We start from the raw sequence: 14,972 nt of genomic DNA on the forward strand, positions 1-14,972 counted from the left end.
ATGACGATAGAATCTTCTCCTTCCTTGTTCGACATTGTGCCTTCTCTGGCTGTGGAAGGTGATGATCGCACGCCCCTCCTTCCAGTCCGCCATCCAAATCAGGATCTATTCATCTGTGACGTGCTCGATGCCATTCCCAAAGATGATATGGCGTCAATGGAGCATCCAGTTTTTTCGCTCTCGACCAAGCCAGACAACCGGATGCGACGCTATGAACACAATGGGAATATCATAGAGATCATCCCGTCTGGCAAAGGGCTGGCAACGATCCATGACAAGGATATCCTAATCTACTGCATCTCTCAGCTCGTTGCGAAAATGAATCACGGCGAACAACCAGGCCGAACACTCCGCCTTCAAGCCTATGACATGCTGGTCGCTACCAATCGTCAAACCAGCGGAGCAGGCTATAGGCTACTGACCGACGCGTTGACACGTTTGCGCGGAACAACCGTGCGAACCAACATTCAAACAGGCGGCATTGAAGAAACGCGAATTTTCGGTTTGATCGAAGAAGCTAGAATCACCCGTAAGACGTTTGATGGCCGAATGCTTGATCTTGAAATCACTCTGTCAGATTGGGTCTATCGTTCAGTCATCAGCAAGAATGTCCTAACTCTTCACCGAGACTATTTCCGACTTCGTAAACCGTTCGAACGACGCATGTACGAACTAGCCCGCAAACACTGCGGTATGAAAGATGAATGGAAGATCGGATTAGAGCTGCTGCAAAAAAAATGTGGCTCAAATAGCCCGCTTCGCGTCTTTCGATCCTTGGTTAAGAAAGTTTGTGCGCATGACACCAGTCATGCTCATTTTCCTGACTATGCCATCACAATGGCCGACGACATCATTCTATTTCGCAACCGTTTGAGCCTTAAAACAAAGGTCGATGTTATCGCCCCTATGAGGGATGCTCCCTACATCGACCCCGAAACCATGCATGACGCTAAAACCGTTGCGCCAGGATATGACATCTATGCTCTCCATGACGAATGGGTTTCATGGTGGCACGACATGGGAAAACCAGAGCTTAAAAGCCCTGCCGGAGCCTTTATTGGCTTTTGTAAAAAACGGCACGAACGCAACCCAATACGCTGATTCCGGCATACGCCAGCAAGTGTACATGCCTACATGCAAACATGACCGCACGTAAACATGCCTACTTGCCCACAGGACTTTCTCCCATCTTGCGTAGCCAGTCGTTAAACGCGTCGGCCATCGCATCCTGTAAACTCATCCCATGCTTTCTGGCGGTCATATGCATGGCAAATGACATTTCCGGACTAAAATAGCCGGTCATGGCTTTCTTGCCCTGACGGCTCGGCGCAACCTGCTTGCTGGCTGTACCAACAACATTGGTAGCAGCAACCTTGCCTTCTGATGCAACTGCAACCGGCGATATTGCGGAATCACGATCCCGCAACGACAGTAGAGACCCCTTCCGGCTCATGCACTAGCTCTCCGCTTCCTTGATGATTGCATGTTTACATGCTTGCATGTCCACTTGTAAAGCAGCCTTACCTCATCAGACGCCTTGCCTTTAGGCTCTACTTCCATTGCAGTTTTCCCTTCCGCCGCAGCATGACGGAAAACTGCACGATCAGCGATAATATGTGGACATGCGTTCAGTCCGTAACTTTGTACGAGTTGTGTGGCCTCCTCATACATACGTGGAGCAGTCGGACTTCCCGCTGTAAAAACGACGAAGGCTGGTTTGCCACGCATTTTTATAAGGCTGGCAGTCGTTTTGATTGCTGCAAGATCGAACGCACTCGGCCGACATGGAATTAATACCAAATCGGCGACTTCAACGGCAGCACTAGCCGCACTATCAGCGTGAGGCGGAGTATCAATCACGATGAACTCAGCACCCTGACTCATTGCCTGTCCGATCTTAGCCGCGAGACGAGGCGGAGCACTGTCAATTACAACCGGCGGAGCATCCTTACGCCATGCGGCCCATTGGCTCGCCGTCGCCTGTGGGTCCACATCAATCACCAATGCTGTATGGCCAGCATCCTCAGCCGCAGCAGCCAGATGCAAGGCCAGAGTGGTTTTTCCAGCCCCACCCTTCTGGCTGATAATCGCTATTGTTGGCATGTGAACGTCCTTACATGACCTCATGTTTGCATGTGGTCATACGTGAAAATCTGCTCTATCTACAAGAGAGAATGACAGAAAATCACTCCCACATTTTCCGTGCGATATCCTGCTCCTCGGCGCCGACGGCATCGGCGTAGATGGCGGTGGTGGAGAGCTGGGCGTGACCGAGCCATTTCTGCACCATGTTGAGGGGGATACCGCTGGAGACGGCGGCGACGCCGAAGGCATGGCGCAGGCCCTTGGGGGAGGCGGCCGGGCCGGACAGGCCGGCGGCGTCCATGACCGCGTGCACCGCCCGCCAGCCGGTCATGCGGGACCAGGGCCACAGCCGGGCGGCCGATCCACGCCCTCGCCTACGCTGGGCCTCGCGGATGCCATGCACCAGATCCAGGGCCTCGAGCAGGGAGGGGGGCACCGGCACGGCGCGATAGATCCCGTCCTGGCGCTTCTTGAGCGTAGCGAACACCAGCACGCCGCCGGCGAGGTCCACCCGGTCCGCCGTCAGGGCGAGGGCCTCGGACAAGCGACAGCCTGACCAGGCCAGGGTCATGCACAGCGTGCGGGCCTCGCGCGGCGCCTGCTCGGCCGCGCGCAGGAACCGCGCCCGCTCGGCAACCGTGAGGTATTTGCGGCTCCCGTCGCGGTCGAACAGCTGCATCCCGCCAGGGGCGCCTGCCGGGGTCGCCCGCTGTCCCGGTTTTCGGGTGCCGCTCATCCGGCCGTCCTGTCGCGGTAACCCCGCCGGCGCTTGGCCCGAAGCTGACGGGCGAGGGCGTCGAGCGCCTGCCCGACATCGTCATGCAGCTCGCAGATCTGCCGGCCGACCGTTCCGATCCGCCCCCACTGCCGCACCAGGGCGGTGCCGCCGAACAGGTCGGGCTGCAGTGACAGATGGTAGAAGCGCCAGCAGTTGGCGGCCGGATCCACGCGCACCAGCGCCGCCGTTTCGGGGAACAGCGGCAACTGGCGAGGCGGCCGGACAGGGGCCTTCGGGGCAGGTCTGGGCATGATTTCCCGAAAAGTGTAACACATATCACCCGCCCCGGACAGGAAAACCGCTGCAATCGCGGGGCCGGCCGGCCCGATTCAGGCCCGGCCTGTTACACTATTGCCTATAGCCCTTTGAAACACCGGAAAATCGCGCGTAATCATGGAAGACGGTCACCCGACAGACCGAGAAAAACTGACAAAGCTTGATCAACCTGACGCAGAGACGCAGCCTCCAGATGCCCGAAACCCTGACCGATCTTCTCCCGTGGCAGGGATATCGCCCAATCAACCATCACCTGCGACAGGCTGCGTAAGCCGTTCGTCGTGCTGGTACAACCGTAATCCGGAACAAAGGCCAGTTCTGCACGATGCTGGTCAACCTCAGCACGGTCATAGCTGGCGGGTCGGAAAAGGCGTCGGCCTGCACCCCAAGGACCGGACGCGGTTCGCCATAATCACCATTAACGGCAATCGTCACCAGATCACCACGTTTCACGCCGTCCACCCATCCCGGAAATCGTCCTCCTCGAAAAGCGCGTCCAGTGCGCGCAAGACGAGAGCTTCATCACTCGCCGGGGCGCACGCCAGCACCGCTACTTCACGGGACTGCCGCCGCGCTTCTGCCTCGAAAGCACGACGCTCCCGCCCCGCCACATAGCGCGCATGAAATCCCGCAGCACATCGGCAGCAGGCCGTTCATCCGCACTGGTTGCAGCCGTGAACGCTGCCTTCAGCGCCGGGTCAATCCGGAAGTTGAAAATCTCCACCTTCGGATGAGAGCTATTCCGGGGCATCATAGCCTCCTGATCTAAGGTCAGAGACTTATTATGCAATTGCATTCTGCTTCCCCCCAGAGCGGGGATAGAACACTTCTCTGAAATCATCGCGTGTGTGACTGGGCCCTGAGTCTCAGGGCAGCATAAATGGGCATGTCTCCAAGTGCGCCGGCTACGACCATCGCAGCAAAACTCCCGGATAAAAGCGGCATTATCAACTCGGACGAACCTGTCATTTCCATAACCAGAATAATCCCGGTCAGCGGTGCACGAACGGATCCGGCGAACATGGAGGCCATGCCGACAATCACAAAAGGTGCGGTCGCCAGAGGTGTATCAGGACTTAATGCCTGTGCCACAACACTACTCCCCAGACCGGAAAGTGCCCCCAGGGCCAGCATGGGGGCAAACAGACCTCCAGGTGTTGCAGCGGCATAAGACAGGGCCCCAAAAATCAGCCGAAAAGCCAGTAGTGCCGGAATCTGATGTAATCCGATCTCGTTGTTTATGGCCGTCTGCGTGATCCACTTTCCCCCTCCAGCCAAGTGCGGTGCAAGACAAACCACCAAACCGGCCAAACCTCCCACCAGAACAGGCCTGACTGAGATGCTGATAGGCAGCCTCCCGGCCAGACGGAGCACTGCCATGGTCGTCCGGTTGTATCCGACAGCAACCAGGCCCGTCATGACCCCGGTCATGACGAAAAATAGCTGTTTGGCAAGCGATTCTGGAAGGATCAGAGGAGCGACACTAAAGACCGTCTGGCTACCCAGCATGCCCCGGCTGACCAGAATGGCCGAAATGGATGCCCCCAATGCGGCACAAACCATTCTGATTTCAAACCGGCCGACCAGTTCTTCCAAAACGAAAACAGCACCGGCTGCCGGCGCATTGAAAGCGGTCGCCAGCCCTGCTCCCGCGCCTGCAGCAAGGAGGGCAAGGCAGTCTGTCTTCTCCAGACAGAGCAGCCTGCCAAACGTATGAGCTGCAGTCGCTCCCATCTGCACACTGGGCCCTTCACGTCCCAAGGCAAGCCCACTTCCGATCGCCAGCAGGCCACCCACGAATTTGACGGGCACCACCCGCCATGGCGCAGGCGGTGACGCACTCAACAAGACAGCTTCCACATGCGGGATGCCACTTCCTGCTGCAAGAGGGGCAAAATGACGAACGAGACCTGAAGCCAGCCATGCAGCTGCGCCAGATCCGATGATCAACAGCACGCCTTCGCAAGAAAAGCCATGCTGAAGCGACACTTCCATTCCCATATCTGTCCGGACGGCCTCCAGCCATTCCAGCAACAAGCGGAAGATACCACAGATCATACCGGCAGATGCCCCGATCACGACAGATGCCGCAGACAGGAACACCAGACTGCAGACATTTTCCGGTTTCCCTGATTGTGGAACCGGATTGGACAGAGGAAGCAACATGATTTCATATTTCTTTTCTTGTTGGTGAATCTGCCCAACAGAATGCTGATCAGCCGCTCGATCAGGAACCCAGTTCAGAATAAAATTATTTTTCCAATCTATCGTGAGATACCTGTCGCGCCATTTGCTCTGTTTTTTCCAGAAATCCCGTAGCCAGTGCCGAATAAAGCGGTCTGGGACAGACCATGCGGGATACACCGAACGACAGGAAGGCCGTGGCCAGCAGGGCTAGGGTCACCTGCTGATTGTCACATATTTCCATCACGATGATGGTTGCCGTCAGCGGTGACTGGGCAACGCCACAAAAATAGGCAGCCATACCCAGCAGTACAACGCCTCCAGGCGACGTATGAGGCAGAAACTGCTCGGCCCATCCTCCCATTCCTGCACCGATCGCAAGGGAAGGTGCAAACATGCCGCCAGGAATGCCAGAGCAGAAAGTAATCAGCATGGAGATATACTTCAGAAGAAAGAAAGACGCAGGATAATGCAGACTTCCATCCACTATCCCACGCGCCTGCAGATAGCCCGTACCATAAGTCGCACCATCTGATGCCAGTCCGATCAGAGCCAGTAACAGGCCGCATAGCGCCACAAATACAAGAGGGAATCGACTTGAAAACCGGCCAAGAAAAGCCGGTAGACCTTTTGAAAGGCGGATGACAAGACGGGCGAAAATCCCCCCCGCCAATCCACCACTTACACCACATACCAGAACGGCCAGCCATGCGCGTCCTACCGGAATAAAAACATTCGTCCGACCAAAATATGTATAGTTCCCCAACAGGGCAATTGCTGTAATCCCCGAAAAAATAATAACAGTCAGAGTACGCCCCGACGCCTTCTGTTCAAAGGAGTGCGCCAGTTCTTCAATCGCAAACACAACACCGGCAAGAGGCGTATTGAAAGCGGCAGCCATGCCGGCAGCCCCCCCTGCGAGGATCATACCATGCCTGGTGACATCATTATGCTGCCCCATGGCACGCGAAAATGCGTGCATGATGGAAGCGCCGATCTGGACACTCGGCCCTTCACGACCGATCGAGGCACCACAGATGAGACCCAAGCATGTCATCAGGATCTTGCCCAGCGCAATGCGCAAGGTCAGGATCCGGTCCACAAGCACGAAATTATGCATATGCAGGGTTGCGATTGTCTGGGGAATTCCTGATCCCTGAGCACCATTGAACAACAGGCGTGTCAGCCAGGAAATGGCAACAAGCCCGAGCGGGGCAATCACCAGCATGGACCATGGGTTTCTGGCGACAACATGATAACGCAGCTCGGCCGCCCAATCCCCGATATGGGCAAAGATTACGGAGATAATGCCAATCAGCACGGCCCCGGTACAATACATGATGGTTCGATGCCACTTCAGGGTCCTGACCCGCGCCAGACGCCGCATCCGACGGGCCCGCCTGGAACGGGTAGTAGCTATGGAAGCCTCATTATTGTCGTTCTGGGCTACGCCGGGAGAGAATAAAGGGGACATACTGACCATGGGAAATAATTTTCAGAATTACGAAAAGTTCAGAAAACAGACCAACCACAAATTTTGCCAGAATGCACGGAAGATCTGGACGTGGTCGATCAGGAAATGGACGGACCTGGACCGGCACAGCCTCTACCTAAAATGACAGTCAAAGAAACGTCTCTCCTGCATGATCTGTAAAGAGTCCGGCCTCGCGGACATAGGCTGCGAGGACATCGGTGGAGCGGTGGCGGGAGACGTCCTTGAGCCGGAAGAGACTGGCCCCGGCCCGCGCGCCTGAGGTGAGGAAGCCTGCGCGCAGGGAATGCCCCCCGAAGCGGGCCGGGTCGTAGCCTGCGGCCTGGGCAGCGCGCTGGACCACGCGGGCCACGGTGCGGTCGCTGATCGGGCCTGCGCTGGCCTGACCGCGCACCACGTCACGGAATACGGCTCCGTCCGTAATTCCGGCCGCCTCCAGCCAGGCCTCGAGCAGGGCGACGGGCCGGATGCGGCGTCCTTCGGGAATGGCGATGCACACGCCCCGCCCCTCGGGATCGGTCTTGGTTGCCCCGAAGCGCACGGTCATGCCCTCTGGGGTGCGGTCGAGCTGGTCGCAGCGCAGCCCGGCCAGTTCCGAGCGGCGGAAGGCCCCGGCCATGCCGAAGGCCAGCAGCGCCCGGTCACGGATGGCCTTCAGGTTTGTCGCCGGCAGGGCGGCCAGCATGGCCTGCAGCACCCGGTCATCGGCAGCCTGCTTGCGGCGCGGGGCGGTGCCGGCCTGACGACGGATGCCGGCGATCACTTCTGCCAGCACGCCCGCCTGTGGCTGGGCCTGGGGCGGCACGCAGCCGGCCTGACGATGGGCAAAGGCGATGGCCGCCAGCCGGCGGCCGATCGATGACGGGCGCAGGCCACGCGCGGCCTCATGGGCAAGGAACAGTGCCACCAGCCGGGGATCGGCGGGCAGCGCGCCCTGGTCCCGGGCGTGGCACCAGGCGGTGAAGGCGGCCCAGTCGCGCCGGTAGGCCAGGCGGGTGGCGGGCGCCCGGCTGGCGCGGGCATAGGCGCGGGCCTGGGCCAGCGGCGCGGCCAGGGAAGTGTCCCTGCCGGCCGGGCCAATCCCGTTAGGATCGATAATCACGATAGGGCGGTTTCCTGCGGCTTTCGGGCTCGCCAGAGCCTAGCGCAGACCTGTCCGGTAATCCATATTACCGGACAGGATTAGGCCTGGAGGGATTTTCATCCACGTCACCTGTGGCTGCACGCACAACGTGGCAGAACCTTGCGCAAGGGCCTACTTCTGGCTAACATGATTAAGGTTTTAACAAAAACCTTAATCATGTTAGGAAAATCCGGTCTCAGGAAAAGGTTGGCCAGGATGAAGCGTGAGGATCTGGCCGGCGGGATCCGGGAATGTCTGCAGCGGCTACCCGCCCCCTATGCCCAGCATTACGGGGTCGTGCCCCCGTCGCCGCCTGAAGCGGGCGTTATGCTGGGCGATGCCGCCGCCCGCCATGGGCAGGCTTTGTCCGCCCTGGGTGAAATCGCCGCCCTCGCCCGTACCCTGCCTGATCCGTACCTGATCAGCCGCGTCCTGAGCCGTCAGGAAGCCCTCAGCAGTTCTGCCATGGAAGGCACGCACAGCACCCTCAATGAGCTGCTGGTGGTCGATGAAGACGACCAGGACGCTTCCCATGCCACACGGCAGGTCCGCGACTATGCGCGCGCCCTGGAGCAGTTCCTGCCACAGGCCTGCAGCGAAGGCCCGGCCCTCTTCCGCCTGCCCACCGTGCTGACGCTCCATCAGGCGGTCATGCAGCATGACCCGGCCTATCGCAGGACACCGGGCACCCTGCGCCGGGACGTGGTCTGGATCGGCGGGACAGGGCATATCGCCTATTCGACCTATAACCCGCCTCCTCCCGACCAGGTGGCAGCCTGTCTGGAGGCCTCCCTGAACTACATGCAGGCCGACGGGATGCAGCAGATGACCCAGTCCCTCATCACCCGGCTGGCCATCGCCCATGCCCATTTCGAGGCCGTGCATCCGTTCAGCGATGGCAATGGCCGGGTTGGCCGCCTGCTACTTCCGCTGATGATGGCCGCTGACGGCCAGGTCCCCCTGTATCTTTCCCCCTATATCGAGGCCCACAGACAGGACTATTACGCGGCGCTCAAACGTGCCCAGCAGCGGCTCGACTGGCCGCCCCTGATCGGGTTCCTGTCAGACGCCATCATCCGGACCGTTACCGAAGTGCAGGTCACCCGGCAGGCAACCCAGGCCCTGAAGGCCACATGGCGGCAGCGCCGGGCTTTCCGCAAGGGCTCGGCCGCGCTGCGCGCGCTGGACCTGCTGACCGATTATCCCGTCCTGACGGCCAGTCGCCTTGGCCATCTGCTGGACATCACGCCCCCGGCCGCCCAGACGGCCCTTGCCCAGCTCTGCCAGGTCGGGATCCTGACCGAACGTACCGGCTATGCCCGCAACCGGATCTATGCTGCCGAAGAGGTGCTCACGATCCTCAATCGCCCCTTCGGGGAAGAACCGGCACTGCCAGACCCATCATCATAAAAGGGCCTCGCTGCACAATATCCGTTTTGACAGCTTCAATAGAAATGGCTGGAAGTCTGTCCCATTCAGGCTTCCCGACAAAAACCGACATATAGCCCTTATTCTTGCATAGCTTTGCTCTGTCTCAATATGACTATAGTCTGTTTGATACGGATCTAATACGAATGGGAAAAATGGGGGGGTAACAGAATGTCGGTTATCAAGCGACAAGGCTGGCAAAGCAGTCATTCATGGGAACATTTGTGAGCTTTTCGTCGTCACCGTAATGGCGAGAAAGTTTCCGGTAAGCAAAGGCAGGACTGGGCATGAATAATTTGCTCAGGCCCTCCTTTTGGCGGCCAAAGTCCGTCCACGTAATGTTGCTGACGCAGAATATTGCGTTGTTCAAAGCTGTCGAAGGCCCAGATATGGCAGATGCGTGACGCACCATCCAGCGCGAACATGTTGGTGATCAGGTGGCGGGTATAGGCTTGTGCAGGCTTCAGAGCACTCTGCCACGCTTTCAGGGTCGGTTCCAACCCTCCAGCTTTTAAACTGTAAGTTCGGATTTCATAGAGTCCACCACATTCACCAAACTCCGGGGGTTTAAGAAACGGAAAGCCTTCAAACGCCTCAGCTTCTATTAAAACGTCGTTCATCTTGATACCGAAGGGCGTTCTGGACTCCAGTGTTCTGTGCCGCGCCTTAAGCAAGGCATCCTGACAGGAAAAGGAACGCAGCAGGAGTAGCGTTCCAAGTTCACCGATCTCCGTTCGCCATACCCCTGTGAGGCTTCCCGCAACAGGATTCAGGGTATCCGAGAACCGTGCTTTCAGGAGACGGGAGAGGGCTGGCACTCCCAAAACATCCGTCCGAAAGCGAATCATTTCATAGATCATGAGTGTTCTTCGGATGGGAATAGAGATTGCAGTTCCACGGGCGGTTTGCCGGTCGATAGGTTGGACAGGCAACCGAACAGCGGATCCCACTCTTCAATTCGAAGATCACAGATCAAACCTTCCGGCGAGAACGGATCCCGAGCCACCATCGCTTCAATCTCCTGCCGATTGGCACCTTTCATGATCAGAAAACCTGACCGCAATGGGGTGCCTTTCAGCGGACCAGAAGCCAGAAGACTACCTTCCTGAATGAGGCGCTTGAGATACAGCACATGCGCCACGACATGCTGCCCCCACCCGTCGCCGTCCGGATGATCCATTCGCACAAGATAAATAGGCATTCTAAAGAGCTCCATCGGAGAAGATGCTTGCCGATCAATCAGCAGGCTCAACATATTCCTCTTTTTTAAGAGATAAATTGTCGATAGAAGATGTCAGTCACAACTGAGGATGATGAATGCTTGATCGTTTGACCAGTATGAAGGTTTTCATCAAGGTTGTGGAACTGGGGTCTTTTGCCGCGGCCGCTCAGCGTCTGACCTTATCGCCGCAGATGGTGGCCAAACATATAGAGGCTCTGGAGCGTCATCTTGGCACGCGCCTGCTCCATCGGACGACACGTCGTCAGAGCCTCACAGAAATAGGGAGTCTTTACTGCGAGCAATGTCATCTCGTCCTGAAGGCTGTCGAGCGTGCTGATAATCTTGCCGCCAACACGCTGGGCGAACCACGTGGTACACTTGCTGTCAGCGTACCAGTTACCTTCGGGCGGACCATGTTCCCCATGTTTCTACATAATTTTCGGAAGAAATTCCCGAAGGTACGATTACAAGTATCCCTTACGGATCAACTGGTTCATCCGACGCTGGATGGCCATGAAGCTGTCATTCGTATTGGCGAGCCAGATCCCGATCTTACGGTCGTCAGTCGCCCTCTGGCCTCATATTCCCTCACGGTCTGCGCAGCGCCTGCCTATCTCGAAAAATTTGGCGCTCCGGACAGTCCTGAGGAACTCGCCCGGCATCAGTGTCTTGTCTACGAAAACTCTGCAAATTCTGTACGAACAGCATGGCACTTTATACGAAAGACCTGCACACGATCTGTCATGGTTTCTGGCACTGTGACGTCCAACGACTGGGGCTTTCTATTGGCCCTCACCTTGTCAGGAGAGGGCATAGTATTGGGTTCTGAACAGGCCTTGAAGCCCGAACTTGATTCTGGCCGCCTTGTCCGCATTCTATCCCAGTGGAGAGTTCCTGGTCGCCCGATGCATCTGCTTTACAATGCCGGCCCTGCTATGACCCCAAAACTGCGGAGTTTCGTTATCGAAGTTCAAAACGCCTTTCCGCCATGACATCTGAGATATCCTACGATGCTCCGGCGCGTCGAAAGGTCCATGCTCTTCGACGGTACGCTCAAGCCCACACGGCAAGCTGCCAGCTGATTTCACAGTTTGAAAGATGCCCCTAACAGATTTCATCTCCACTCAAAGCCAGAAAATTCCGGATCCCAAAAGACAGACAATCTATTCATCGTAGTTTACTCACGAAATATCTGAGATGATCTGCAATAAAACTGGCTACAAAATAATAGCTGTGATCGTAATCAGGACGAAGATTCAGGATGAGTTCCTGCCCTGCATTCTGTGCGGCTTCCTGGAACAGTTCTGGCCTGAGCTGTTCTTTCAGAAACTGGTCCGCCAGACCCTGATCTATCAGAACAGGCAGTCTTTCCTTCGCTGTCCGCACAAGTTCAAGCGGGTCATAGGCTGCCCAACTGGCACGATCCGGCCCCAGATAAGCACTGAATGCTTTTTCACCCCATGGTACCTGCGTTGGTGCCACAATGGGTGAAAAGGCTGACACAGAACGATAGCGGCCAGGATTACGCAGCGCGATCATGATGGCGCCAAATCCACCCATCGAATGTCCCGCAATGCCTCGCTGCTGCGTAACCGGAAAGCTCGCCTCAATCAGCGCAGGAAGTTCCGTGACGACGTAATCATACATCCGATAATGCACAGCCCACGGCTCCTGCGTCGCATTGAGGTAAAATCCGGCACCCTGTCCAAGATCGTACGCATCGTCATCAGCCACACCCACGCCCCGTGGACTGGTATCCGACGCGACAATGGCGACGCCCAGTTCTGCGGCCACGCGTTGCGCGCCAGCCTTGCCAATGAAATTCTGCTCCGTACATGTCAGACCGGAGAGCCAGTAAAGAACGGGAACCTTTTCAGTTTTTGCCTGCGGCGGCAGGTAGATCGCGAAGTTTGCTTCCACACCCAACGACACGGACTTGTGTCGCCAGACTTCCTGCACGCCCCCAAAAGAGGCGTGTGTTTCCTTGCGTTCCATGGCTCTCACTGCCTTTTGCGCATGTCAGTTACCGTCCGTGAAGGTATAAGTGCAGATCTTGTTCCCTGCCGGATCCCGGAGATAGGCAGCGTAAGCGCCCGGTAAGTGGCTTCGCGGACCGGGTGCGCCTTCATCGGCTCCCCCATTGGCAAGACCTGCGGCATGAAAAGCCTCCACTTCGGCGGGTGTCGCTGCTGCAAAACCGATGGTGACACCGTTGCTTGAGGGCGCTTCACCGTTGCCTGGACGTGCAATGATGAAGGCTGGCTTTTCGCGGCCATACAGAATCCACCCATGCCCGAACGGCCCCAGGTTTTTTATGCCCAGAGCCGCAAGCGCGGCGTCATAGAATTTCGCGGATACCGCAGTATCCACTGCCCCAAGAAAAACATGAGAGAAAACACCGTCACCGGAAATAACTGCCATGATCGTTCTCCTGTAATTTCCAACCATTGGAAATGATGTTGCGCGGTGAGACGCAGACCTTAGAAATGAATGACGGAACGGATGGATTTTCCTTCATGCATCAGATCGAAGGCCGTATTGATGTCTTTGAGCGGCATGGTGTGGGTTACGAAAGGCGCAAGTTCGATATCGCCACGCATGGCATCTTCGACCATGCCGGGAAGCTGGCTGCGTCCCTTGACCCCACCGAAAGCCGAGCCGCGCCACGAACGCCCCGTCACAAGCTGGAAGGGACGGGTCGAAATTTCCTGACCGGCCCCTGCCACCCCGATGACGATCGACTGCCCCCACCCACGATGCGCGGCTTCTAACGCCGCGCGCATGACGTTGACGTTTCCGATACATTCAAATGTATGATCAATACCCCAGCCGGTCATTTCCACAAGAACCTGCTGAATCGGTTTGTCATAATCCTTGGGGTTGAGGAATTCCGTGGCGCCGAATGCTTTGGCAAGTTCAAACTTTTCCGGGTTGGTATCAATAGCGAAAATCCGGCCAGCCTTTGCCTGTCGCGCTCCCTGAATGACCGCGAGACCGATCCCGCCCAGACCGAAGACGGCAACCGTATCTCCCGGCTGCACCTTGGCCGTGTTGTGTACCGCACCAATCCCTGTGGTGACGCCACATCCCAACAGACAGACATGCTCTGGATTGGATGCGGGATTGATTTTTGCCAGAGAAACCTCGGCGACAACCGTGTATTCGCTGAACGTCGAACACCCCATGTAATGATGGATCGGCTGACCTTTGTAGGAGAAGCGTGTCGTGCCATCCGGCATCACGCCTTTACCCTGTGTGGCGCGCACTGAAATGCAGAGATTGGTTTTTCCCGACTTACAGAACAGACATTCACCGCATTCCGCCGTGTAAAGCGGAATGACATGGTCGCCGGGGGCAACGCTGGTGACCCCTTCTCCGACCTCGATGACAATTCCCGCGCCTTCGTGACCCAAAACGGCTGGGAACAGTCCCTCGGGATCATCCCCTGACAGGGTAAACGCATCAGTGTGGCACACACCCGTATGCGTGATCTGCACGAGCACCTCACCAGCACGAGGAGGCGCTACATCGATCTCGACAATCTCAAGGGGCTTACCCGCCTCGAAAGCAACTGCGGCCCGTGATTTCATGATTTTTTCTCCAAATAACCTATCAGCCAGCATCGAGGGCATTACCGGAGATAGGATCGAACGAGTGACACCACATTCTCGATCGAACCACTGGCAGCATCACGATCACCGGCACACTCAACAAATTCTTCCCGCAGGTGGCTTTCGAGAACACCGGCCATTAATCCGTTGATCGCTCCCCGGATAGCCGCCACCTGTTGCAGCACCGGACCGCAATCAGTTCCCTTCTCCAAAGCCTGTTCCAGCGCATCAAGTTGCCCGCGAATACGGCGCACGCGGGTCAGAACGCGCTTTTTCTCAGCCGGTGTGTGCGGCACGAACGCTTACTCCCGAATATACTACCCTTGAGTATCCTTTTCATACTATGGGGCAGTATGTAAGGGATATAAGGAACGTGCTTGTCATATGATCCGATCACAATTCCGTATTGCTGAAATTTTCACCATAACGTCCATGGGTTGCCTGTCTGTGTCTTGGGATCATTCAATAGGTGCAATCAGTGAGATCCAGACAATCTCTGCAACGAGGCTTTGAAGCGCTGATGTCCGCTATTTGGCAAACAACCTTGTGGTCCAAACGACCGAGATGAGGCGTAAGCTGCCATCCTACTTTTGATAAATGTCATTATCAGAGGTAGCGATGCGCGACGGATTTCTACGTCAAACCTGCCGATCAAAGAAATGGTCCATACACTACAAAGAGGACACTTCCGGTAGAGCTGCTCCTTCTTTCACATCAAACGCCCAAACACGAAATTCCTGACAGGTCCGTTTTACGCCACTCGGGAGGACCTT

Annotated in this window: 18 protein-coding genes; 3 read left to right on the forward strand and 15 right to left on the reverse strand. The window is 56.8% G+C overall.

Annotation, left to right across the window (positions count from 1 at the left end; genetic code table 11):
• Positions 1 to 1,101: a replication initiator protein A gene (locus ACE2AA_RS17775; protein WP_110570150.1), complete on the forward strand. Its 1,101-nt coding sequence runs from the start codon at positions 1 to 3 to the stop codon at positions 1,099 to 1,101.
• Between the two features lie 61 nt (positions 1,102 to 1,162).
• Here the strand turns inward: ACE2AA_RS17775 and ACE2AA_RS17780 are convergent, their stop codons facing one another.
• From ACE2AA_RS17780 to ACE2AA_RS17820, 9 genes are all read right to left on the reverse strand, one after another.
• On the reverse strand, positions 1,163 to 1,453 hold the full coding sequence (locus ACE2AA_RS17780; protein ID WP_039998296.1) for a ribbon-helix-helix domain-containing protein: 291 nt from the start codon (positions 1,451 to 1,453) through the stop codon (positions 1,163 to 1,165).
• Complete coding sequence (gene parA, locus ACE2AA_RS17785) at positions 1,450 to 2,103, reverse strand: ParA family partition ATPase (protein ID WP_082086140.1); 654 nt, start codon at positions 2,101 to 2,103, stop codon at positions 1,450 to 1,452. The genes ACE2AA_RS17780 and parA overlap by 4 nt, the downstream gene beginning before the upstream one ends.
• An 82-nt stretch (positions 2,104 to 2,185) precedes the next feature.
• Positions 2,186 to 2,821 carry a tyrosine-type recombinase/integrase gene (locus ACE2AA_RS17790; RefSeq protein ID WP_110570149.1) on the reverse strand — a complete coding sequence of 212 codons (636 nt, stop codon included), beginning with the start codon at positions 2,819 to 2,821 and terminating at the stop codon, positions 2,186 to 2,188.
• A complete protein-coding gene (locus ACE2AA_RS17795; protein ID WP_206059814.1) occupies positions 2,818 to 3,138 on the reverse strand; it encodes a WGR domain-containing protein in 321 nt (106 codons plus the stop codon). The genes ACE2AA_RS17790 and ACE2AA_RS17795 overlap by 4 nt, the downstream gene beginning before the upstream one ends.
• 250 nt (positions 3,139 to 3,388) lie before the next feature.
• Positions 3,389 to 3,592: a type II toxin-antitoxin system PemK/MazF family toxin gene (locus tag ACE2AA_RS17800; RefSeq protein ID WP_354680750.1), complete on the reverse strand. Its 204-nt coding sequence runs from the start codon at positions 3,590 to 3,592 to the stop codon at positions 3,389 to 3,391.
• Between the two features lie 97 nt (positions 3,593 to 3,689).
• On the reverse strand, positions 3,690 to 3,890 hold the full coding sequence (locus ACE2AA_RS17805) for a hypothetical protein (protein ID WP_395372580.1): 201 nt from the start codon (positions 3,888 to 3,890) through the stop codon (positions 3,690 to 3,692).
• A gap of 86 nt (positions 3,891 to 3,976) precedes the next feature.
• On the reverse strand, positions 3,977 to 5,503 hold the full coding sequence (locus ACE2AA_RS17810) for a ClC family H(+)/Cl(-) exchange transporter (RefSeq protein WP_227001048.1): 1,527 nt from the start codon (positions 5,501 to 5,503) through the stop codon (positions 3,977 to 3,979).
• Complete coding sequence (locus ACE2AA_RS17815; protein WP_087609087.1) at positions 5,391 to 6,662, reverse strand: chloride channel protein; 1,272 nt, start codon at positions 6,660 to 6,662, stop codon at positions 5,391 to 5,393. Before ACE2AA_RS17815 ends, ACE2AA_RS17810 begins: the two co-directional genes overlap by 113 nt.
• A gap of 283 nt (positions 6,663 to 6,945) precedes the next feature.
• A complete protein-coding gene (locus ACE2AA_RS17820) occupies positions 6,946 to 7,917 on the reverse strand; it encodes a site-specific integrase (protein ID WP_110570144.1) in 972 nt (323 codons plus the stop codon).
• Between the two features lie 237 nt (positions 7,918 to 8,154).
• Between ACE2AA_RS17820 and ACE2AA_RS17825 the strand changes: the two genes are divergently transcribed.
• Positions 8,155 to 9,348, forward strand: a complete 1,194-nt coding sequence (locus ACE2AA_RS17825) for a Fic family protein (protein WP_087609084.1) — start codon at positions 8,155 to 8,157, stop codon at positions 9,346 to 9,348.
• Positions 9,349 to 9,605: 257 nt separating this feature from the next.
• Here ACE2AA_RS17825 and ACE2AA_RS17830 read toward each other — a convergent pair whose 3' ends face one another.
• Entirely contained in the window at positions 9,606 to 10,226 is a 621-nt protein-coding gene (locus ACE2AA_RS17830; RefSeq protein ID WP_039733240.1) for an NIPSNAP family protein, read from the reverse strand.
• Positions 10,223 to 10,567 (reverse strand): YciI family protein, encoded by a 345-nt coding sequence (locus ACE2AA_RS17835; RefSeq protein ID WP_171789708.1) that lies wholly within the window; start codon positions 10,565 to 10,567, stop codon positions 10,223 to 10,225. Before ACE2AA_RS17835 ends, ACE2AA_RS17830 begins: the two co-directional genes overlap by 4 nt.
• A 116-nt stretch (positions 10,568 to 10,683) precedes the next feature.
• Between ACE2AA_RS17835 and ACE2AA_RS17840 the strand changes: the two genes are divergently transcribed.
• Positions 10,684 to 11,580 carry a LysR family transcriptional regulator gene (locus ACE2AA_RS17840; protein ID WP_082084838.1) on the forward strand — a complete coding sequence of 299 codons (897 nt, stop codon included), beginning with the start codon at positions 10,684 to 10,686 and terminating at the stop codon, positions 11,578 to 11,580.
• 175 nt (positions 11,581 to 11,755) lie between these two features.
• Here the strand turns inward: ACE2AA_RS17840 and fghA are convergent, their stop codons facing one another.
• From fghA to frmR, 4 genes are read right to left on the reverse strand one after another with little or no spacing between them, the layout of a single operon-like run.
• Positions 11,756 to 12,583 carry an S-formylglutathione hydrolase gene (fghA, locus tag ACE2AA_RS17845; protein ID WP_087609083.1) on the reverse strand — a complete coding sequence of 276 codons (828 nt, stop codon included), beginning with the start codon at positions 12,581 to 12,583 and terminating at the stop codon, positions 11,756 to 11,758.
• Positions 12,584 to 12,607: 24 nt separating this feature from the next.
• Positions 12,608 to 13,009: a VOC family protein gene (locus ACE2AA_RS17850; protein WP_039733238.1), complete on the reverse strand. Its 402-nt coding sequence runs from the start codon at positions 13,007 to 13,009 to the stop codon at positions 12,608 to 12,610.
• A 59-nt stretch (positions 13,010 to 13,068) separates the two neighbouring features.
• Positions 13,069 to 14,178 (reverse strand): S-(hydroxymethyl)glutathione dehydrogenase/class III alcohol dehydrogenase, encoded by a 1,110-nt coding sequence (locus ACE2AA_RS17855; RefSeq protein ID WP_395372583.1) that lies wholly within the window; start codon positions 14,176 to 14,178, stop codon positions 13,069 to 13,071.
• Positions 14,179 to 14,219: 41 nt separating this feature from the next.
• Positions 14,220 to 14,495 (reverse strand): formaldehyde-responsive transcriptional repressor FrmR, encoded by a 276-nt coding sequence (gene frmR / locus ACE2AA_RS17860; RefSeq protein WP_025829448.1) that lies wholly within the window; start codon positions 14,493 to 14,495, stop codon positions 14,220 to 14,222.
• Positions 14,496 to 14,972: the final 477 nt, after the last annotated feature.

It is taken from the genome of Komagataeibacter diospyri (genome assembly GCF_043995075.1).
GTDB lineage: Bacteria > Pseudomonadota > Alphaproteobacteria > Acetobacterales > Acetobacteraceae > Komagataeibacter > Komagataeibacter diospyri.

What these genes read in the sequence shown, in the direction of transcription:
- ACE2AA_RS17805 (WP_395372580.1), bottom strand. Translation starts at nt 3,890, where the DNA reads ATGCCCCGGAATAGCTCTCATCCGAAGGTGGAGATTTTCAACTTCCGG.
- ACE2AA_RS17835 (WP_171789708.1), bottom strand. Translation starts at nt 10,567, where the DNA reads ATGCCTATTTATCTTGTGCGAATGGATCATCCGGACGGCGACGGGTGG.
- ACE2AA_RS17855 (WP_395372583.1), bottom strand. Translation starts at nt 14,178, where the DNA reads ATGAAATCACGGGCCGCAGTTGCTTTCGAGGCGGGTAAGCCCCTTGAG.
- ACE2AA_RS17840 (WP_082084838.1), top strand. Translation starts at nt 10,684, where the DNA reads ATGCTTGATCGTTTGACCAGTATGAAGGTTTTCATCAAGGTTGTGGAA.
- ACE2AA_RS17850 (WP_039733238.1), bottom strand. Translation starts at nt 13,009, where the DNA reads ATGGCAGTTATTTCCGGTGACGGTGTTTTCTCTCATGTTTTTCTTGGG.
- ACE2AA_RS17815 (WP_087609087.1), bottom strand. Translation starts at nt 6,662, where the DNA reads ATGTATTGTACCGGGGCCGTGCTGATTGGCATTATCTCCGTAATCTTT.
- fghA (WP_087609083.1), bottom strand. Translation starts at nt 12,583, where the DNA reads ATGGAACGCAAGGAAACACACGCCTCTTTTGGGGGCGTGCAGGAAGTC.
- ACE2AA_RS17775 (WP_110570150.1), top strand. Translation starts at nt 1, where the DNA reads ATGACGATAGAATCTTCTCCTTCCTTGTTCGACATTGTGCCTTCTCTG.
- ACE2AA_RS17830 (WP_039733240.1), bottom strand. Translation starts at nt 10,226, where the DNA reads ATGATCTATGAAATGATTCGCTTTCGGACGGATGTTTTGGGAGTGCCA.
- parA (WP_082086140.1), bottom strand. Translation starts at nt 2,103, where the DNA reads ATGCCAACAATAGCGATTATCAGCCAGAAGGGTGGGGCTGGAAAAACC.
- ACE2AA_RS17795 (WP_206059814.1), bottom strand. Translation starts at nt 3,138, where the DNA reads ATGTGTTACACTTTTCGGGAAATCATGCCCAGACCTGCCCCGAAGGCC.
- ACE2AA_RS17825 (WP_087609084.1), top strand. Translation starts at nt 8,155, where the DNA reads ATGAAGCGTGAGGATCTGGCCGGCGGGATCCGGGAATGTCTGCAGCGG.
- ACE2AA_RS17790 (WP_110570149.1), bottom strand. Translation starts at nt 2,821, where the DNA reads ATGAGCGGCACCCGAAAACCGGGACAGCGGGCGACCCCGGCAGGCGCC.
- ACE2AA_RS17780 (WP_039998296.1), bottom strand. Translation starts at nt 1,453, where the DNA reads ATGAGCCGGAAGGGGTCTCTACTGTCGTTGCGGGATCGTGATTCCGCA.